Source organism: Microcella putealis, from assembly GCF_004216575.1.
Lineage (GTDB): Bacteria > Actinomycetota > Actinomycetes > Actinomycetales > Microbacteriaceae > Microcella > Microcella putealis.
The window spans coordinates 233,503-251,813 of record NZ_SGWW01000002.1 but is presented as its reverse complement, the minus strand read 5'-3'; the positions used below and the strand labels follow the sequence as shown (position 1 = coordinate 251,813).

The following is an 18,311-nucleotide window of genomic DNA, read 5'->3' as shown; positions in this document are numbered from 1 at the left end:
ATGGGAAAAGTCGTCGGAGCGGCACTGCTCGCTCACGTGCCCACAATCATGTTGCCGCAGGACGTGCGCTACGACCTCAATGACGGCAAAGAGATCAGCCTCGTTCCGGGCCTGAAGCGCCTACGCGAAGAGGTCATGGAGACCCTCGACTACGACACCGTCGTCGTGCTCGACTCGCACTGGGCAACGACCGTCGAGTTCGTCATCAGCGCCCAGGCCGAACGCTCAGGCCTTTTTACGAGCGAAGAGCTGCCGCGCGGCATGTCGCAGATCCCCTACGCCTTCCGAGGCGACCCGGAGCTCGCGAACGCCGTCGCGAACTACGACGAGAAGAACGGCACCTGGGTCACCCCGATCTCCGACCCGCACCTGCCGATCTTCTACGCGACCGTGAACCTCTGGCACTACCTGGGCCGCGGCCTCGACAAGCGTTGGGTGAGCCTCTCGGTCTGCCAGACGGCGACGACGGAAGACTTCCTGCGCGCCGGCCGCGCACTCGGCGAGGCGATCCGCGACAGCGACCGCAAGGTGCTGCTGCTCGCCTCGGGCGCCCTGTCGCACACCTTCTACAAGCTGCGTGACCTGCGCCGCCACGAGTCGAGCGACCCGAGCCACATCTTCAGCGACGGCGCCCGCGAGGCCGACCTCGAGCGCATCGAGTGGATGAAGCAGGGCGACCACAAGCGCATCCTTGAGACCATGCCCGAGTTCAAGAAGTTCAAGCCCGAGGCGAACTTCAGCCACTGGCTGCAGATGGCGGGCGCCACGGGCGAAGAGGCGAACACGGCGAAGGGCGTCCTGTACTCCGAGTACGAAAACTCGATCGGTACGGGCCAGGTACACGTGTACTTCCCCGAGCCCGAGGGCGGCTTCCCGCCGCCGAAAGACGTCACGCTCTCGCGCGACGACGCCAACGACGCGCCGCTCGCCGAGGCGGGTGCCGCGTGACCGAGTACCGCCGCATCCTGCTGGGCGGCGCGCCCGTTCATGTGACGCGCGACGGTGACGTGCTGCGCGCATCCGATGGCCGCGAAATCGCCATCAAGGATGCGGTTCACCTGCCCCCGACGGAGCCCCAGAAAATCATCGCGGTGCACCTGAATTATCAGAGCCGCACCGACGAGTTCATGACGAAGCTGCCGACGGCGCCGACGTACTTCCACAAGCCGGTGACGGCGCTCAACAGCCACGGTGGCGACATCGTGCGCCCCGTCGGCTGCCAGTGGCTGAACTACGAGGGCGAAATCGTCATCGTGATCGGCACGACCTGCCGCAACGTGTCGCCTGCCGAGGCCGGTGACTACATCGCCGGCTACACGGTGGGCAACGACTACGGGCTGCACGACTTCCGCGACACCGACGCCGGCTCGATGCTGCGCGTGAAGGGCAGCGATACGCTCGCCCCCGTCGGGCCGGGCCTCGTGACCGACTGGGACTTCCGCAACAAGACGATTCGCACGATCGTCAACGGCGAGGTCAAGCAGGAAGACTCGACCGCGAACATGGAGTGGGACATGCACTACCTGGTCGCCGACCTCGCCCGCACGATCACGCTCGTGCCCGGCGACATGATCTTCTCGGGCACGCCCGCGAACTCGCGCCCCGTCTCCCCGGGCGACGTCGTCGAGGTCGAGGTCGAGGGCCTCGGCCGCCTCACCAACACCATCGTCGAGGGCCCGACGCCCATTCGCAGCGACGTGGGAGCCCAGCCGACCTCGAGCGAAGAGGTCGTGTCGACCGCGCTCGGCGGCGACTGGGAGTTCCGCGGCATTCGCACCCCGTCGAAAGACCTGTACCCGTCCCGCATCGAGGAATCGACCCCCGAGGAGCAGAACCGATGATCAAGATCGACGTCGACATGAACAAGTGCCAGCACTACGGCCAGTGCGTGTTCGAGGCGCCCGAGGTGTTTCAGCTGAACGCCGACGACAAGCTCGAGTACCAGGCCGAGGCGCCCGACGAGATGCTCGGCGACCTCGAAGCCGCCGCCGACGTCTGCCCCATGCAGGCGATCACGCTCATGCGCGAGTAATCGCGCTCGTCACGATCGATCATGACTGACCCCATGACGGATGCTGACGACCGCCCCGTACTGATCGTCGGCGCGTCGATGGCCGGCTTGCGCACGGCCGAGAACCTGCGCCGCGCCGGCTACGCCGGCCCGATCACGTTTCTCGGCGCCGAACCCCACGCGCCCTACAACCGCCCGCCGCTGTCGAAAGAGCTGCTGCAGACCGAGGGGCAGGGCCACGAGGATGTGGCCTTCCCGATCCGCTCGGCGCTCGAAGAGAACGTCGAGTGGGTGCTCGGCAGGGCTGCTGCGTCGCTCGACACCGAGCGGCAGGTGGTGGTCGACGAAACCGGCGCCGAGCATCCGTATCGGGCGCTCGTGATCGCGACGGGGCTGCGCCCGAAGCCGTTGCCCATCGACGATCACGGCCTCACCGGCATCCACGTGCTGCGCACGCTCGACGACGCGGTGGCGCTGCGTCAGGCGCTGCGCCCCGGCGCGAACGTCGTGATTTTGGGCTCGGGGTTCATCGGCTGCGAGATTGCGGCGACGGCGGCGAAGGCGGGCGCGGCGACCGTGTCGGTCGTGTCGCAGTCGCGCATCCCGCTCGAGCGCGCGATCGGGCCGCAGCTCGGCGCGGAGGTGCGCCGCCGCCACGAGGCACACGGAGTGCGCTTCTTCTGCGAGAACGGGCTCTTCGGCCTGGTGGGCGACCCGAGCGTTGAGCGCGTGATTCTCACGAGCGGCGTCATGCTCGAGTGCGACGTGCTGGTCGTCGCGATCGGCTCGGACGCGAACACCGAGTGGCTCGAGGGCTCGGGGCTTGACGCGAGCGACGGCGTGCTCGTGAACGGTGGCCTACAGGCCGTGCGCGCCGACGGCACCGTGCTCGAGAACGTCTATGCGGTGGGCGACGTGGCCCGCTACCCGAACCCGCTGTTCGACGAGGTTGCGCGCCGGGTCGAGCACTGGAACCTGCCGACCGAGACTGGCAAGCGCGCGGGCCAGGTGCTCGCGGCGCACCTGCGTGGCGACGACTGCGCGCCAATCATCGAGGCGCCGTTCGCCCCGCTGCCCTCGTTCTGGTCCGACCAGTACGACATGCACCTCCTCGCCTTCGGCATGACGTACCTGGCCGACCGCAGCGAGGTCGTGGCGGGCACGCTCGAGGACGAGTGCGTGGTCGAGTTCTTCCGCGGCGACGAGCTCGTCGGCGTCTGCGGCATCGGGATGCGGGGCGCCGTTCAGGGCTACCGCTCGCGTTTCACTCCCCCGGTCGCCGCCCGCTGAGCGCGAGCATAAAGCAGGCGTTTTGGTGCGACGAGGATCACACTGCCCACCAGCATGGTGAGCATCATGGCCACAGCCCGCTCACCAGTGAGGTCCTCAGCAATCGGCCAAGCCCACGGCTGAAGGACTTCGCCCACGACACCAAACACGCTGGAGAATGCAACATGCGTCAGCGGAATAATCCACGCCAGTTGAGTGCCGAATAACCGGCGGGCCGCGGCGACCTCGACCGAGAGCACCACGAGGATTGCCGAATTGAGTCCCGCTTGCAAAGGTGGAAGGGCGAAGACTCCAACCAAGGCCGCAATGCCAACAAGGCAAACAAATCGAATCACTGCGATCCGCCGCACGGGCCTACTACTGGTGCGCCACACATGACCCACTGGCTCGTCGAGGGTGACGACAAAGGCGACAACCAAGCCCGCCAGCGCGAGCGTACTAGCCGACACATTCACGCGGTCCACCGCGAAAAACTGCGGAAGTGGGATCTGGAACCGCGACGCGACGAGCGGAGCGAACACCCCCAAGGCGAGAAGGCCCGGGAGAAGTTTCCACCCGTGGATGAGAGCAGCCACACGACGATGAGTCATCTTCTTAGTCGCATATCTCAGTGGCGATCGTATAACGCTCGTCAAGCCATTCGCGCTGGACCGCGTCCTCCTGTGCTCGCACGCGAGCAACCTCTGGAGTCGCGAATTCGGGCGAGCGAACCGCGGAGACCCAATCGATGATGTCGAACCACGCATCTAAGCCTGCCGAGCAGTTGGGTTCAGGTACGAGAGAGCGGATCGCCGCGAGCTCAAGGTCGTCACGCGCGAAACTCCGCGAATCAAACCGCATCACGCCCGGCTCGGTCAGGGGGGTAAGGCCCTCTTGACTGAAACGAGTTGGCGTCGGGAAGCGGTCATCGACGATGCCAACGATGAGATTGATCGCGTCAAGTCCGCGATCGAGTGCTTGCACGCTCTCCGGCCACACGCAAAATTCAGCCCTCGACGACATTTGGCAGACGGCTTCCGGTGGAGTCCGGTACGCGACGGGTTCGGGACTGGCGGTGGATCCGATACCGATGCCCGTAGCACCGAGCATGGCAACCGTGACCGCGCTCACAACTCGCGCTCGGAGTGTCGCTGATAGCACGAGCCACACGAGAGCAATCAACGCCCCGTAGACCAAGATTCGACCAACGCCAAGCGGGACGTTCGGCTCGAAGAACGGCTGATACGTCGTGTAAATCGAGGTGGGCACGAACCTTCCGGCGTTACCCTCAAGCTGCTGCACACCAAGGACAACGATGAAGGCGGCACCGGCACCGATGACACCGGCCGCCCAGTGCCGATAGGCGGCACCAAGCAGAATTCCCAGCCCACTCATCACAAGGGGGAACACGACCGCAGTCGCCGGCAGAATCAGCATGGGTGCGGAGCAATAGCCGGAAAGATCGGCGCGAGCCGCGAGCACGACCTGCGACAGAGCTGACCCCAGCCACGCCCATGTTGCGATGACTCCCCATGCCCGTCGTAATGCACCGTCCTTCCCACGGATGGACGTGTTTGCGATTCGAAGGAGACCGCTAGCAGAGAGCATCGCAACGTGGATCGCGGCAGCGCCGAGCGCGATAGGCGAGGTCGTCACCGCGATGACCAGACCGATATTCAGAACGTCCGCGCAACCCGCCAGCAACTCGCCGGGATCTACCTGCATAGCGATGAGTACGCCAACCACGCCCGTCACCGCGCCAGCTGCGGGGGGAACACCCCTGTGAAATTCAGCCCACCACGCCCACATCATCGGGACGTTGTCAGCTCGATATAGCGCTGTTCGATCGCAGGCCCACTGACTTGACCAGGCCCAACCAGGGATCCAATCGCGCCAGCCCAGACGGCAGACCCTTTGTCGATGATCAGCACCTCACGCGCGATGTGTGCCACGTCATCCACGAGATGCGTCGCAAAGAGCACGGTCGTTTCGGGAAGGGCCTCAAGGTATCCGCGAAACTCTGCACGCTGGAAAGGGTCGAGGCCGACCGTCGGTTCGTCCAAAAGCAGCAGTTTGGGGCGGTTAACAAGAGCCTGAGCGAGAGCCAGTCGCTGACGCATTCCCCCGGAAAGCGCCCGTACGCGCGTCCACTCGAAGTCGGAAAGACCAACCGCGGCGAGCGACTCGGCGATACGACGAGGTGCCCACTTCGCCGGAATACTTCGCAACCAACAGACGTAGGCCAGAACCTCGTGACAGGTGTACGAGGGCATCATCGCGAGCGATTGTGGAACGACGCCTAATGTTTCTCGAAGCACCTGCCGTGTGCGGCGAGTGATCGTCATTCCACCAAAGTCGAAACTCCCCGCGCTTGCGACGGCACTGGTGTCGAGGATCGACAAGAGAGTCGACTTCCCCGCGCCATTGGGCCCGAGCACCGCGATCCGATCCGACGAAAAACTCGCAGACAAACGATCGAGAGCGAGCGATTCGCCGTAGTGAAATGTGAGCTCGTCGAATCGCATGCGCGCCATAATGCAGAAGCTTGCCTCACGGCGAGCGATTCAGGACCCCCACCTGCGTATTTGTGGAAGCCTCAGCGCGAATAGTCAGTCTTTAAAGTGATCCCGCCTTTTCGCGCAGGCACCGCTCGCGCTTCGCGCCGCCAGTCGCCGCCCGCTGACCGCGACCTCTAGGTGCCGCCGCGCAGCGCCGACACCGGCTCGATGCGCGACGCGCGTCGCGCCGGCAGCCAGCCCGCGGCGAGCCCCACGAGCGAGCCGAGCAGCACGCCGCCGACCGTCACCCACGGGTCGATGATGGGAGTCCAGCCGCGCGCGAGCGACAGACCGACGAGAGACACGACGGCGAGCGCCGCTCCCATGAGCCCGCCCAGCAGGCCGATCACGGCCGACTCGATCACGAACTGCGCGCCGATCTGGCGGCGGGTGGCACCGAGTGCCCGCCGCAGGCCGATTTCGGGGATGCGCTCGGAGACGTTCAGCATCGTGACATTCGCGATTCCCAGAGCGCCGGCGAGTAGCACGATGCCGCCGAGGATCAGGAAGACGACGTTCACGTCAGACTGCACGTTTTGCCGCAGATTCGAGCTCGCGCTCGGCGCCGACACGTCGAGGTTCTCGGGCGTGTTCGGCAAGAGCGCCAGCGATGCCTGCTCGCCCACCAGCTCGCCCGCGCCGGGGGCGATGCGAATCTGCAGCTCGGATGGCGCCGCGAGCGCCCGCTCATCGCGCGCCGTCGCCGTGGGCATGATGATCGCGTCGGCCAGTTCGCCGCGCGCCTGCGCCTCCCCGTAGATGCCGATCACGGCGTACGGTCGGTCGCCGATGAACACCGCGGGCTGCCGGTCGATGCGGTTGAGCCCCAGTCGTTCGGCCGCGCGCTCGCCGATGACGACGACGCGGTCGGCGCGGTCGGCGTGACCGGAGTCGAACATCCGCCCCGTGACGATGGATGAGCCGATCACGTCGAGCAGATCGGGGTCGGCGGCCATGAGCCGCGGCGCGGCGATGGTCGCGGCCGACGGGTCGTTGACCGGCACGGTCGTGACCTCTTCGCCATCGAGCGAGAGCTCGCTGATCGTCGCGGCCGCTTCGACCCCGGCGAGGCGTTCGACGCGCTCGACTGAATCCCACGGCAGTCGGGCTGTGGCGACCGAGCCGCCCGACTGCGTCTGCGCGCTGCCGGGGCTGACGACGACCTGCGTCGAGCGCACCGCGTCGAACTGCCGGGCGATCTGATACTCGGCGGTCTGCGCGAAGCCGAGCGTCGCGACGAGGGCACCCACACCCAGAACAGTGCCAGCGAGCGTCATGACGAGCCGGCCGGGCCGAGACCCCACGTCGGCGATCGCCTCGACCACGAGGTCTTGCGTCGTGAAGCGGTCGACGCGGGGCACCGGGGTGACGAGCGATACCGCTGTCTTGTCGTGCGCCCCCGTCTCTGTGCCAGCGCCCCCGTCGAGGCTCGGGCCGCCGGTCCTCCCGGCGCCCGCAGCCGCGTTGCGACGTCGCCAGGGCAGGCGGATGCGCATCCGCCGCGTCATCGTCGCTCTTCCAGGCGGCCGTCGGTGATGCGCACCACCCGGTCGGCGCGCGTCGCGACCTCGGGATCGTGCGTGATGACGACGAGAGTCAATCCGTCATTGCGCAGATCGTCGAACAGCGACATCACCTCGCCGCTCGTCGCCTGGTCGAGATTGCCGGTCGGCTCGTCAGCAAGCACGATCGACGGCCGGCTGACGACGGCGCGGGCGACCGCGACGCGCTGCCGCTCGCCGCCCGAGAGTGTCGTCGGCAAGAAGTCGAGTCGATGCCCCAGCCCGACGCGTTCGAGCGTCTGGCGGGCGCGGTCGATGCGTTCGGCGCGCGGCACCCCGCTGTAGGCCATCGGCATGAGCACGTTCTCGAACACCGTGCGGCGCGGCATGAGGTGAAACGACTGGAATACGAATCCGATGCGCTGCGCGCGGACGCCCGCCCGCGCATCCTCATCGAGACCCCCCGTGAGCACCCCATCGATTCGGTACTCGCCGACCGTGGGCCGGTCGAGCAGGCCGAGGATGTTGAGCATTGTCGACTTGCCCGAGCCGCTCGGCCCGACGATCGACAGGTAGTCACCGCGGCCGATGGTGAGGTTGACCGCCTTCAGTGCTTGCACTTCCGGCGGGCCCGGAAACGAGCGCGTCAGATCACGCAGCTCGATCAGCGTCACCGCCCCACCACCACGAGGTCGCCCTCGCTGAACTCGCCGTCAACGGGGGTCACCTCGACCTGGCCGCCCGCGGCAAGCCCCGTCTCGACCTCGACGAGCCGCGTTTCGGCGCGCTCGCCGTCGCGGGGGTCACCGTCGACAATCTCGATGCGGGCCTCGCCGCCCGACCCGGCGGTCAGCGCCGCGACGGGTACGTGCATGACCTCGCCCGCCGTCGCACCGACCGCGATGAGGACTCTGACGTTCGAGCCCTGCAACTGCATCGATTGCTCGCTGGTCAGCGGATCGGGCTCAAGCACGACCGACCAGCGCTCCGTCGCGCTGTCGCCAGGAGTCAGCTCAGTGATCGTCGCTTCGTGAGCGGTGCCGTCGAACAGATCGAACTGGGCGCGGTCACCGACCGACAGCAACTCGGCATCAGCGGGCGCAACGCCGCCCACGATGGTGAGCGCGGCACCCGACACGATGAGTGCCGCGCCCTGCAACACCTGCCCCCGCGCCACGTTGACGGCGTCGACGCGGCGCGGCAGGTCGGTGAGGTACAGCACCTCACCCGACGGCAACTGCGGCAGGGTCGCCTCCTGCGCGCGGCTCAGCTCGAGCTGCGCATCGGTGACGAACTGCTGAGCTGAGTCGACGGCGGCGCGTTCGGCGCTCGTGTTGACGCCCGCGCCCAGCTGCTCACGTTGCAACTGCGCCAGAGCGAGGTTGTCGCGGGCGTCTCCGACTCCCGCGTTCCATTGAGCGAGGGCGGCGGCCGTGTCTTCCGGCGGCAGCGGCTTCGCCGCGATCGCCGCCTCCACGGCCCGTTGGGCGCTCGACACCGCGTTGTCGGCCTGTCGAATATCGACGGCCGACGGCCCTCCGGATGCTCGCGCGAGTTCCGCGCGCGCCTGGTCGAGCTGCTGCTGCGCGCCCCGCACCCCGTCCTGTGCGGCTCGCAGCGCCTCCTCGGCGCCCTCCGCACCGTCGGGTGCGGCGTAACCGACCCGCTCGTAGAGCGCCGTCAAGGCGTTGGCCGCGGTCGCGTCGAAGAGGTCGGAGGCCGGGTCGCCCGCAGCGATGCCGACGGCGGCCATCGCCTCTTTGAATTGAACGACGTCGGGGCCGCGCATCCCGAATTCGAGGGTGCGGTAGGCCGGAAGCTCGCCTGGCAGCACGATGACCGGGCGGCCGGTGACGGCCAGCGCCACCGAGAGCGGCTCGAGCGACGAATCGACCTCGGGCACGGCTCCCGTCACGACGGGGGCACCGCCGAACGACGCCGCATCGATGGTGACCTCGACGGAGTCGGCGAAGCCGACATCTCCCCGCAGGGTGAGGTCGTTTGAGAGCACGCCGTACTCGACCGGAACGGTGACGAGCCCGGGGTCGGGCGCATCAGACGATGCTGAGGCATCGGCGGGTGAAACGACAAAGCGCCCGACCAGCACACCCGCGACGAGGGCGACGACGGCGATTGCCGCCGTCACCCACACCGCGCGATTTGCCCCGAGTACTCGCTTCCAACCGCTGACAGCGGGGGTCGTCACTGCCCCTGACCCTGCTCAGCGTCGGCGACGAGTGCGTCGAGGGCAGCCTTGTTGTCGGCGATGAACTGCTCTTCGAGCTCGACGGAGACGGCCTGGCGTCGCTCGCGGTAGTCAGTCGACTCGCGGCAGTCGAGGTCGGCGAGGGCCAGTTCAACCTCGCGGTCGGCGATCTCATCGAGTGCGGGGTCGTCCTCGATGAACTCGGTCATGCCCTCGTAGTAGCTGTTGAGTTCGTCGTAGACCGAGTTCTGCGCGTCGGGCTGCGTGCTGAAGCCAGAGAAGCCGGCGTCGGCCATGCAGGTTACCCACTCTGCGTCGACCTCCGCGAAGGCCGGGTTGGTCTCCATCTGCATGTAGAGCTCGTTGATGGCGTCCATCAGGGGCTTGTGCTCGTCAGAATCGATCGGATTCTCACCGCTAATCTCGTTTTCGGCGAAGCCCTGGCAGCCCGCCGTCTCCCAGTTGTAGTCGTACGAGCCGTCTTCGTTGAGTTCCTCCTCCGTCGGCTGCGGGCCGTACAACGCCTCGTAGAACGCCGTCATCTCGGACTCAGAGAGACTCTCGACGTACTCTTGGTTCGGATCAACCATCTGCTCATCAGGGTCAGGCACGTCGTTCATGCCCGGGTAGCGCACCGCCCCATAGCCCCACTGCGCGACCCATTCGCGGTCGTCAGGATTCCATTCGTCGCCCGAACTCGACCCCCACCCGATGTCCACAACGGGGATGTACTCGAAGCCCTGCTCTGCCATGCACTCGGCGACGATCTCTTCGCGGATGCGCTGGTCTTCTTCGGCCTGTGCCATCCAGTCTTCTTCAGAGAGGTCACCGCCCCAGGCTGCCGACAGGTACTCGTTGAGGGGCGAATAGAACTCGTCCTCGGTCGGGCCATCGCCCCCGGGCGAACACGCGGCGAGGGTGAGGACGAGCGCCGACGCGCTCAGCGCGGCGAGGGTACGGGGGGTGGTCATCTCTACTCCGTGCTTCGGCGTGTTACACCGAGATCGTGCGGCGAATCGCTCGCGTGTGCGAGCGAAGAGCGATGGCCGGCGTCCGTGAGTCCGGATCTTCTTCGGGTCATCACGTCGCCGCGGCCCCGGTTCATTCCGGGTGTGTTGCACGAGAGTTGCACGGAGAAAAACTGAGCTCGATGCCGTACGCATCGTTCTACCCGGGAACGTATCCGCGATATCCTCAGTCGTCAAGGATTCCTCCCGAAAGTCGCGATAACGATCTCGGGACGACGCGAAAGGACTCGACGGTGACTGCGGATCGCGAAAACTCCCCCGGGCGATCTCGCGCCAGCGAGCACCTCGACGCCGCGCTGATCCCCGGCACCCGTAGCGTCCTTCAGCGCTCCGCGGCATACCTCGGGTCGATCGTCATTGCGGCCGTCGGGTACGTGGATGTCGACGTCGTTCCGCGCGACCTGCTGATCACGCGTCGTGGGTCGGGCGCGGTCGTCTACCGGACTGCGGCCGGTCGCGGGGAGGAAGCGGAAGCGCTGCTCACCGCGGTGCGCGCCGATCTCGATCGACTCACGGTCGAAGAGTTCATCCGCGAGTGGAGCCTCACCCCCGAGTCGTGACCGCGGTGCGCCAGAGCTCGACGAGCTCGGCCTCGCCCGGCAGCTGCTCGGGTCGCAACACGAGGTCGTCGGCGACGAAGTAGAGGGCGACGCTGATCTCGTCGAGCGGCCGGCCAGTGCGGCGCGCGTACGCCAGACGGTAGAGCGCGAGCTGCAGCAGCTTTTCGGCGCGCTCCTCGTCGGTGCTCGGCGCCTTCCCTGTCTTCCAGTCGACGACCTCGACGCCGTCGATGACGCGGCCGTCGTCACCGCGCAGCCGCGCCGGATACACGGCGTCGAGCTTGCAGATGATGAGGTGCCCGGCGAACGGGAGGTGAATCTCGCACTCGACCTCACGCGGTTCGCGGTCGCCCCACTCAGAGGCCGCGAAGCGTTGGCGCAGCGCGTCGAGGGCGGCGGGGTCGAAGCCCTCTCCCCCGGCGTCGTGGGTGAAGGCGGCGTCGAGCGCGCCGTTGAGTGCATCGTCGATGCGATCGGGCACCGCCGTGAGGCCGTAGCGCTGCTCGACCCAGCGATGGAAGACCGTGCCAAGGCGGGTCTGCCGGTAGGGGCGCTGCGGCACCGGGCGGCGCAGGCGCTCGGCGACCGCCTCGGGCTCGGTGACGTACTGCCGGAACGCCGAGGCTGGCACGCGGTACGGCACGGCAATCTCGTGCCCGCGGCGCTCACGATCGGCGCGTTCGGCGAGCAGCAGGTCGATGTCGCGCTGCCAGCCGAGAGCGTCGCTCACGGAATCGCCCGGTACGTCGTCGTCGCCAGCCTGCCCGCCCGAGGCCGCTGCCCGGATGCGCGCCGCGGCCGCCTCCAAGGCCTCGCGTCGGGTGCCGAGCGGGTCGGCGGGCCACCAGGGCGCGTCGTCGTCGTCGCTCGCGCGGGGGTTGTGTTCGTGGCGGGAGGCGTCGGCGACAGGCGGGATCAGGCCGCGCTCGATGAGCGGGGTCAAGAACCGGCTGAAGGCTCGGGGCTTCGTGGCCGAGGCCCAGAAGGAGCCGGTCACGAGCAGCCGGTGGCGGGCACGCGTCACGGCGACGTAGGCGAGGCGGCGCTCTTCGCGTTCGAGGTGCTCGGCGACGTCAGCCTGGAACTGCTTCTGCCGGTCGAGCAGCTCTTTGCGACTCTCTGCTCCACGCCAGGCGAAGACCGGCAGCTCGGCAGAGTCTCCGCGGAGCTCGTACGGCAGCACGCCGAGGCTCAGCCAGCCGCGGGTCGAGCGCGGCTTCGACGGCAGCTCGTCGTCGACGAAGCGCGGCACGGCGACCGCGTCCCACTCGAGACCTTTCGAGCCGTGAATCGTGAGCACCTGCACGGTGCCGGGTTCGGCGTCTTCGGTGCGGGGCGAGAGGTTGTCGCGCCACTCGGCTTCGCGCAGCCATCGCAGGAACCCGCCGAGGCTCACCTCGTCGGCGAGTCCGAGGTAGTCGTCGAGGGCGTCGAGGAAGGCGTCGCGCGGGGCCTCACCGAGCACCCGGTAGGGGTTCGCCGCGACCTCGATGTCGAGCAGCAGCTCGTGTTCGACCACGGCGACCAGGTCGGCCAGGTCGAGCGAGGTGCGCCGCCGCAGGCTGGCAAAAAGCGCGCCCGCCTCACGCAGCCGCTCGAGCCCCGCTTCGCTAAATTCGGCGAGCTGACCGTGGCCGGCGGTGGCGTGCGCGACGAAGTCGAGCGCGTCGACGAGCGAGGCGCTGTCACCACCCGCGACGGATGCGCGCAGCCGCTCGCGCACCTCCTCGCTGAATCGCTGGTGGGCGAGATCGCGCTCACGTAACCAGTGTGCGACGCGGCGGAGCGCATCCAGGTCGGCGAGACCGATCGACCAGCGGGGGCCGGCGAGCAGCCGCACCAGTTCGGTGCCGGCCGACGGGTCGTCGATGACATGCAGGGCCGACACGAGGTCGGCGATCTCGGGCTGACTGAGCAGCCCGCCGATGCCCAGCACGTGAAACGGCACGCCTCGACGACGAAGAGCGTCGAGGAAGATCGGCTGCGTCGCGCGGCTGCGCATCAGCAGCGCCGCCGTCGATGGCGCTGACGCCCCCGGGCCCGCGTCGTCGCCGTCGATGCGGCGCGCGCCACGCGCGTCGATTCCGAGCTGCGCGGCGAACCATTCGGCGACGAGCTCGGCCTCCTCGTCGACCGTCTCGCACTGGCGCGATTCGACCGGATGCTCGCTCGCGCTCGGCGAGGGAGCAAGCCGGCCGACGGCGACGCCGCCGCGTGCCGTCAGCGGCTCGACCAACGCGTTCGCCACGTCGAGGATCGCCGTGCCGTTGCGCCACGAAGTACTGAGGGCGTAGCGGTCGACGCTCGAGCGCCCGTCGACGGTGAAGCGCGTGGCGAAGTCGTCAAGGTTGGTCGCGCTCGCCCCGCGCCAGCCGTAGATCGACTGGTGCGGGTCGCCGACCGCCATGACCGGGGTGCCTGCGAAGAGCGCGGCAAGCAGCCGCGTCTGGGCGACGTTCGTGTCTTGATACTCGTCGAGCAGCACGACGCGGTAGCGCGACCGCAGGGCCTCACCGACCTCGGGGTGCCGTTCGACGAGATCCAGCGCGAGCGCGACCTGGTCAGAGAACTCGATGAGCCCATCGCGGTGTTTGCGGGCGGCGAACTCGGCCGCGAGGTCGAGCAGCGGCGTTGTCGGAGCGAGCGCCTCGGCAAGCTTGTCGACGTCGGGGTACGTGCCGCGGCCGCCCGCGGGCAGCTCGACGACGCCCGCGAACTCGTCGAGGAGCGCCCGCACATCTGCCGGGTCAGCGAGGTGTTCGGTGAGGGAGTGCGCCAGGTCGAGAACGGCCGTCGTCACCCGGTCAACGCTGAGGTCGTGGTCGGCGAGCCGCTCGTCGGTGGCGCGAGCGACGATGCCGCGCGCGAGCTGCCACGCCGCCGCAGCGCCGAGCACCGTACCGTCGGGGTCGCGCCCGATGAGCACCGCGTTGTCGCGGTACAGGCTCGAGGCGAAGGCGTTGTAGGTCGCCACCGTCGGCTGCGTGAACGCATCGACGGCGGGTAGGGGATGCGCGGCGTCGCTCGCGAGCGACGACCGGCCGAGCGCGCCCAGGCGTTCGCGGATGCGGTGGGCGAGTTCTGACGCCGCCTTGCGGGTGAAGGTCAGGCCGAGCATCTCGTCGGGCGCAACATGACCATTAGCGACGAGCCACAGTACGCGGGCCGACATGGTCTCGGTCTTGCCCGAGCCGGCGCCGGCCACGACGAGGGCGGGCCCGAGGGGCGCTTCGATGACGGCGCGCTGCTCGTCGGTCGGCCGATGCAGGCCAAGCGCGTCGGCGATCTGGTTCGCGCTCACGGCGGCGGGGGCGGTCGTCATCAGCGATCTCCGGTGACGGGAGGGACGCGGTGCAGGCTGTGCCGCCGCTGCCCGGGCGGCCCGTACGGGTCGATCACGCGCGCGCCGGTGAGTCTAGCGACGGCGATGGCGGAGACGGCCTGCGCAAGACGCTCGCGGAACGCTGCGAGCCCCTCGGCATCGAGCACCGGCTGGCTCGCCTCGCGGTAGCGCTCGCCGCCCGTGCCCTCCCGGACGAAGAGCAGGCGGGCACCGTCGGCGGTGTGTGCCCCGAGTACATCAAGCACGGAGGCGAATGCGCCGTCGGCGTAGGCCAGTTGGTAAGCACCGAGCTGAGCGTTGTCGCGCGCGGCCGCGTCGGTCACCGGCCGGCCGGTCTTGACGTCGATGATGCGCACGCGCCCCTCGGTGTCGCGTTCGATGCGGTCGACGGTGCCGGCAACAACGGCGCCGGCAACGTGCGGCAGGGCGACGTCAAGTTCGACGGTGAATTCGTGCTCGGCGGCGGCAACGATGCGCCCGTCGCGGGCGGCGTCACGCAAGTAGTCGGCGACGCCTTCGGCGTAGCGGTGCGCCAGCCGCTTCTGCTGCACGTCGAGCCAGGGCGACTCGAACACGAGCTCCTTCCAGCGCGCCTCAATCACGGCCCAGACATCGTCGACGGTCGGGTCGGTGAGCGTCTCGACGGCGGCGTGCACGATCGTGCCGATGCCCATCGCCGAGTTGCCCTCTTCGGGCGCGACGCGGTCGAGGAACCAGTCGAGCGGCGACGCTTCGATCGCTTCGATCTTCGAGGGCGAGAGGCGAACAGTCTGCTCGGCGAAGAGGGGCGCCAGCGTGCTCGGGGCGCCGAGCCCCCACCACGTATCGGGGGCGGCGCCGGGCACGCCCTCGTCGGCGAGTCGACGCAGAGCCGCTGCAGCCTCGCGGCGCATCGTCTCGCCGCTGGCGGGGTCGGTCAGGCGGCGCCGCAGTTCGCCGACGAGCCGACGCAGCGATCGGGCGTGCGGGCGGCGCGACGGCGCGGCAGCGCCGGGGGTCGCGGACGCGAGGTCGGCAAGCGCATCCCAGAGGGCGCTGGGCCGGTCGTCGTCGCCGGCGACGGAGGTGGCGATCACCTGGCGCCGCGCGCGCGACACGGCCAGGGTCGCGAGCCGCAGTTCGTCGTCGAGCACCAACCGGCGCTCATCGAGCGTTTCGGAACCGATGCCCCGGTCGACCCGGCTGATGTGCGGCGCGTGCAGCAGCGAGCCGCGCAGTCGCTGGTTCGGCCACAGACCGTCGGTGAGGCCGGCAATGATGGCCACCTCAACCTCGACACCCGCGGCTGCCGCGGGGCTCGCGACGAGCACGGCCTCGGTCTCGCGGGTCGGGGCGAGCAAGTCGTCGGCGACGTCGCTGTCGAGCATGCGGGTCAGGAACGCGTCGACGGTGGCGTCGGGCACCGTGTCGACGATCGTCGCGGCGGTCGCAAAGACGGCCGTGATGGCGTCAAGCGCGCGGTCGGCTTCTGCCGCCGTCGTGCCCGAGCCCCGCGCCTCGGCCGCCCACTCGTCAGCGACCCGGGCATCGCTCCAGGCGACCCACAGCAGCTCATCGACCGTGGCACCCGCCTCGGCTCGCTCGCGAATGGTGGCGAGCGTTCGCGCCACGCGCGCTGCTCGGCGGGCGGTGCGGTGGTCGATCGTGACAAGCCGGTCGGGGGCCGCGAGCGCTTCGACGAGCAGCTCGTCGGCCGTGCGAGTGCCGTCACCCGCCACCTCTTCGGCGCGCAGGGCGCGTCGCAGGCGCCGCAGGGCGACCCGGTCGAGCCCACCGAGCGGACCGAGCAAGAGTTCGGTGGCCGCCGCCGCGTCGAGCGGCGAGCGCCCCACGCCCACATCAACCATGCGCACGAGGGCGCGCGCGGCCGGATGCTCGCGCAGCGGCCGCCCCGCTGTCGTCGCCCGCACCGGAATCTCGGCGGCCGCGAGTGCGCGCACGATCGGCGGCACGAGCGCCCCGCTACGCACGAGCACGGCCATCTGCGACCACGGCACGCCGTCGATCAGGTGGCGTTCGCGCAGCACGTCGGCGATGAGCGCCCGTTCCCGCGACGCGCTGGATGCCGTGAGCGCCATGAGCGCGCCGCCCAGCGCGCCCGCGTCATCGTCGCGCCCCGCCACTGCTCGCCGCTGTCGGCCCGCGCCCGCCGCACCGATGCGCTGCGCGAACAGCGCCGTTGCCTCCCGCAGCGGAGCCGACTGCCGATACGCGATCTCGAGCACAAACGGCATAGCGCCGTGCCCGCCCAGCTCACGGGCGAGGCGCGAGAGGGCCTCGGGCTCGGCACCCCGGAAGCCCGTGGTGGCAACGTCGGGGTCGCCGACGACGAGCACGCGCGTGCCCGCCGCCGCGAGCGCGGTGACGAGGGCGATCCCTGACGGGGTGAGATCGTGGGCGTCGTCGACGAGCACCACGGCCGGCAGGGTCGCGGGTGGCGCGGACGCGACCAGCGCAGCCGCCGCCCTAACGAGTTCGGCGGGGTCAAGCTGCCCGGCACGAGAGCCCCCGAGCACGACGCGGTACTCGTCGACGAAGTCGGCGACCGCGGGCCATTCGGGTCGCTGATGAGCGTCGCCCTCGCGACGCAGGCGCTCGGGTGTCCAGTCGTGTTCTGACAACCGGGCAATCGCGTCGCGCAGCTCGGTGCGAAACGCCTCAAGGCGCCGAACGTCGGGGCCGAGATGGGCGGGCCACGCCGGCCCCGTACCGTCGGCCTCGTGCCCGGCCAGCAGTTCGGCGATGTCGGAGTCTTGGTCGGAGCCGCTGATGAGCCGTGGCTCGTCGTCACCCGCCGCGCGCGCCGCAGCCGAGAGCAAGGCGTGCGCGAACGCCGCCACACTGCGCGCGAGGGGGCCCGGCAGGGCAATGCCCGGCACCGCCGAGGCCAGGCGTTCGGCGAGCTGATCGCGCAGCGCCGTCGCCGAGCGTCGCGACGGGGTCAGCACCATCACCCGCTCGACACCCACTCCGCGCGCCTGCACCGCCTCGACCACGGCATCGACAATGAGTGTCGTCTTGCCGGTGCCCGGCGCGCCCAGCACGGCGGCCCCGGCACCCGCCCCGTCGAACAGGGCGGCGAGGGGGGCGCGCTGGGAGTCATCGAGCGCGACCGGCGCGAGTCGCGCATCCGGATCGCGGGCGATGAGGCGGGGCATACCGATCACGCTAACGGCGACCACCGACGCGCGCTGACGCGCCGTCGGCGAGGTGGATGCTCCGCTCACGGTGAACAGCGAGGCGGCGCGCATCCGGGCCGACTACGCTTCGAATCGTGGACATTCGCATCGGAATTCTGAACAGCCCGCGTGAGGTCGCCTTCGAGTCGACGCAGAGCGCCGACGAGGTCGAAACGCTCGTCAGCGCCGCCATCGAGAAGGGCGCGCCGCTCGTCACCTTCACCGACGACAAGGGCAAGCGCTACATCGTGCCGACCGCGGCCATCGGCTACGTCGAGATCGGCTCGGACCAGACGCGTCGCGTCGGCTTCGTGGGCTAACGATGGGCCTCGCGCTCATTCCCGCGGCCGTGATCGGCGCGCTGATCGGGCTCGGCCTGCGCTACCTGCTGCCTGGGCGCTCGCAGTACGGCTTGCTCGTGCTGCCCGCCGCCGGCGGTGCCGCGGTCTGCGTCACCTGGGCGATCGGCGCCTGGGCGGGCCTCACCCACGAGGCCGTCTGGATCTGGCTGATCGCGTTCAGCATCGCGACCATCGTGTCGATCGCGATTGCGCGCATCCTGCCGCCGAAGCGTGAGCAGGCCGACGCAGAACTGCTCGCCGAGCTCATGCGGCCCGGCGCTCCGGTCGCAACCGCAGCCACCGCTCGCTAGCGC

The 18,311-nt window shown here is 69.2% G+C and carries 16 protein-coding genes; 7 read left to right on the top strand and 9 right to left on the bottom strand.

Translation table 11 applies throughout. From position 1 onward, the window contains the following. Genes EV141_RS06090 through EV141_RS06075 form a run of 4 tightly spaced genes read left to right on the top strand, consistent with a single transcriptional unit; the run spans position 1 to position 3,301 of the window. On the top strand, positions 1 to 948 hold the full coding sequence (locus EV141_RS06090; protein WP_130485077.1) for a DODA-type extradiol aromatic ring-opening family dioxygenase: 948 nt from the start codon (positions 1 to 3) through the stop codon (positions 946 to 948). Then, positions 945 to 1,841, top strand: a complete 897-nt coding sequence (locus EV141_RS06085; protein WP_130485076.1) for a fumarylacetoacetate hydrolase family protein — start codon at positions 945 to 947, stop codon at positions 1,839 to 1,841. Before EV141_RS06090 ends, EV141_RS06085 begins: the two co-directional genes overlap by 4 nt. Then, entirely contained in the window at positions 1,838 to 2,032 is a 195-nt protein-coding gene (locus EV141_RS06080; protein ID WP_130485075.1) for a ferredoxin, read from the top strand. Before EV141_RS06085 ends, EV141_RS06080 begins: the two co-directional genes overlap by 4 nt. A gap of 21 nt (positions 2,033 to 2,053) precedes the next feature. Continuing rightward, positions 2,054 to 3,301 (top strand): NAD(P)/FAD-dependent oxidoreductase, encoded by a 1,248-nt coding sequence (locus tag EV141_RS06075; protein ID WP_198675512.1) that lies wholly within the window; start codon positions 2,054 to 2,056, stop codon positions 3,299 to 3,301. Here EV141_RS06075 and EV141_RS06070 read toward each other — a convergent pair. The 7 genes from EV141_RS06070 to EV141_RS06040 form a co-directional block, all read right to left on the bottom strand. Further along, a complete protein-coding gene (locus tag EV141_RS06070; RefSeq protein WP_130485074.1) occupies positions 3,262 to 3,876 on the bottom strand; it encodes a hypothetical protein in 615 nt (204 codons plus the stop codon). The two genes, EV141_RS06075 and EV141_RS06070, sit on opposite strands and share 40 nt — an antisense overlap. 19 nt (positions 3,877 to 3,895) lie before the next feature. Beyond that, positions 3,896 to 5,026, bottom strand: a complete 1,131-nt coding sequence (locus EV141_RS06065) for a hypothetical protein (protein ID WP_198675511.1) — start codon at positions 5,024 to 5,026, stop codon at positions 3,896 to 3,898. A gap of 62 nt (positions 5,027 to 5,088) precedes the next feature. Beyond that, complete coding sequence (locus tag EV141_RS06060) at positions 5,089 to 5,805, bottom strand: ABC transporter ATP-binding protein (RefSeq protein WP_157985519.1); 717 nt, start codon at positions 5,803 to 5,805, stop codon at positions 5,089 to 5,091. 167 nt (positions 5,806 to 5,972) lie between these two features. Beyond that, the gene (locus tag EV141_RS06055) at positions 5,973 to 7,346 is read right to left on the bottom strand and encodes an ABC transporter permease (protein ID WP_241969119.1); all 1,374 of its coding nucleotides are present in this window, start codon (positions 7,344 to 7,346) and stop codon (positions 5,973 to 5,975) included. Continuing rightward, positions 7,343 to 8,014, bottom strand: coding sequence for an ABC transporter ATP-binding protein (locus EV141_RS06050; RefSeq protein ID WP_130485071.1), 672 nt, complete (start codon positions 8,012 to 8,014; stop codon positions 7,343 to 7,345). Before EV141_RS06050 ends, EV141_RS06055 begins: the two co-directional genes overlap by 4 nt. Further along, a complete protein-coding gene (locus tag EV141_RS06045) occupies positions 8,011 to 9,546 on the bottom strand; it encodes a hypothetical protein (protein WP_130485070.1) in 1,536 nt (511 codons plus the stop codon). Before EV141_RS06045 ends, EV141_RS06050 begins: the two co-directional genes overlap by 4 nt. Further along, positions 9,543 to 10,517, bottom strand: coding sequence for a hypothetical protein (locus tag EV141_RS06040; protein WP_130485069.1), 975 nt, complete (start codon positions 10,515 to 10,517; stop codon positions 9,543 to 9,545). Before EV141_RS06040 ends, EV141_RS06045 begins: the two co-directional genes overlap by 4 nt. 290 nt (positions 10,518 to 10,807) lie before the next feature. Here EV141_RS06040 and EV141_RS06035 point away from each other — a divergent pair, with 290 nt between their 5' ends. Beyond that, positions 10,808 to 11,134, top strand: a complete 327-nt coding sequence (locus EV141_RS06035; protein ID WP_130485068.1) for a hypothetical protein — start codon at positions 10,808 to 10,810, stop codon at positions 11,132 to 11,134. On the opposite strand, the gene EV141_RS06030 is transcribed toward EV141_RS06035, so the two are convergent. Beyond that, positions 11,118 to 14,456 carry an ATP-dependent DNA helicase gene (locus EV141_RS06030; protein ID WP_130485067.1) on the bottom strand — a complete coding sequence of 1,113 codons (3,339 nt, stop codon included), beginning with the start codon at positions 14,454 to 14,456 and terminating at the stop codon, positions 11,118 to 11,120. The two genes, EV141_RS06035 and EV141_RS06030, sit on opposite strands and share 17 nt — an antisense overlap. Next, positions 14,456 to 17,728: a UrvD/REP family ATP-dependent DNA helicase gene (locus tag EV141_RS06025; protein ID WP_130485066.1), complete on the bottom strand. Its 3,273-nt coding sequence runs from the start codon at positions 17,726 to 17,728 to the stop codon at positions 14,456 to 14,458. The genes EV141_RS06030 and EV141_RS06025 overlap by 1 nt, the downstream gene beginning before the upstream one ends. A 23-nt stretch (positions 17,729 to 17,751) precedes the next feature. On the opposite strand from EV141_RS06025, the gene EV141_RS06020 reads away from it, so the two are divergent. Further along, the gene (locus EV141_RS06020) at positions 17,752 to 17,976 is read left to right on the top strand and encodes a DUF3107 domain-containing protein (RefSeq protein WP_096422572.1); all 225 of its coding nucleotides are present in this window, start codon (positions 17,752 to 17,754) and stop codon (positions 17,974 to 17,976) included. A 2-nt stretch (positions 17,977 to 17,978) separates the two neighbouring features. After that, positions 17,979 to 18,308: a hypothetical protein gene (locus EV141_RS06015; protein WP_130485065.1), complete on the top strand. Its 330-nt coding sequence runs from the start codon at positions 17,979 to 17,981 to the stop codon at positions 18,306 to 18,308. The last annotated feature ends 3 nt before the right edge of the window (positions 18,309 to 18,311 follow it).

Coding starts and splice junctions, on each gene's coding strand:
- EV141_RS06090 (WP_130485077.1), top strand. CDS start 1: ATGGGAAAAGTCGTCGGAGCGGCACTGCTCGCTCACGTGCCCACAATC.
- EV141_RS06080 (WP_130485075.1), top strand. CDS start 1,838: ATGATCAAGATCGACGTCGACATGAACAAGTGCCAGCACTACGGCCAG.
- EV141_RS06075 (WP_198675512.1), top strand. CDS start 2,054: ATGACTGACCCCATGACGGATGCTGACGACCGCCCCGTACTGATCGTC.
- EV141_RS06060 (WP_157985519.1), bottom strand. CDS start 5,805: ATGCGATTCGACGAGCTCACATTTCACTACGGCGAATCGCTCGCTCTC.
- EV141_RS06055 (WP_241969119.1), bottom strand. CDS start 7,346: ATGACGCGGCGGATGCGCATCCGCCTGCCCTGGCGACGTCGCAACGCG.
- EV141_RS06040 (WP_130485069.1), bottom strand. CDS start 10,517: ATGACCACCCCCCGTACCCTCGCCGCGCTGAGCGCGTCGGCGCTCGTC.
- EV141_RS06030 (WP_130485067.1), bottom strand. CDS start 14,456: ATGACGACCGCCCCCGCCGCCGTGAGCGCGAACCAGATCGCCGACGCG.
- EV141_RS06025 (WP_130485066.1), bottom strand. CDS start 17,728: ATGCGCGCCGCCTCGCTGTTCACCGTGAGCGGAGCATCCACCTCGCCG.
- EV141_RS06015 (WP_130485065.1), top strand. CDS start 17,979: ATGGGCCTCGCGCTCATTCCCGCGGCCGTGATCGGCGCGCTGATCGGG.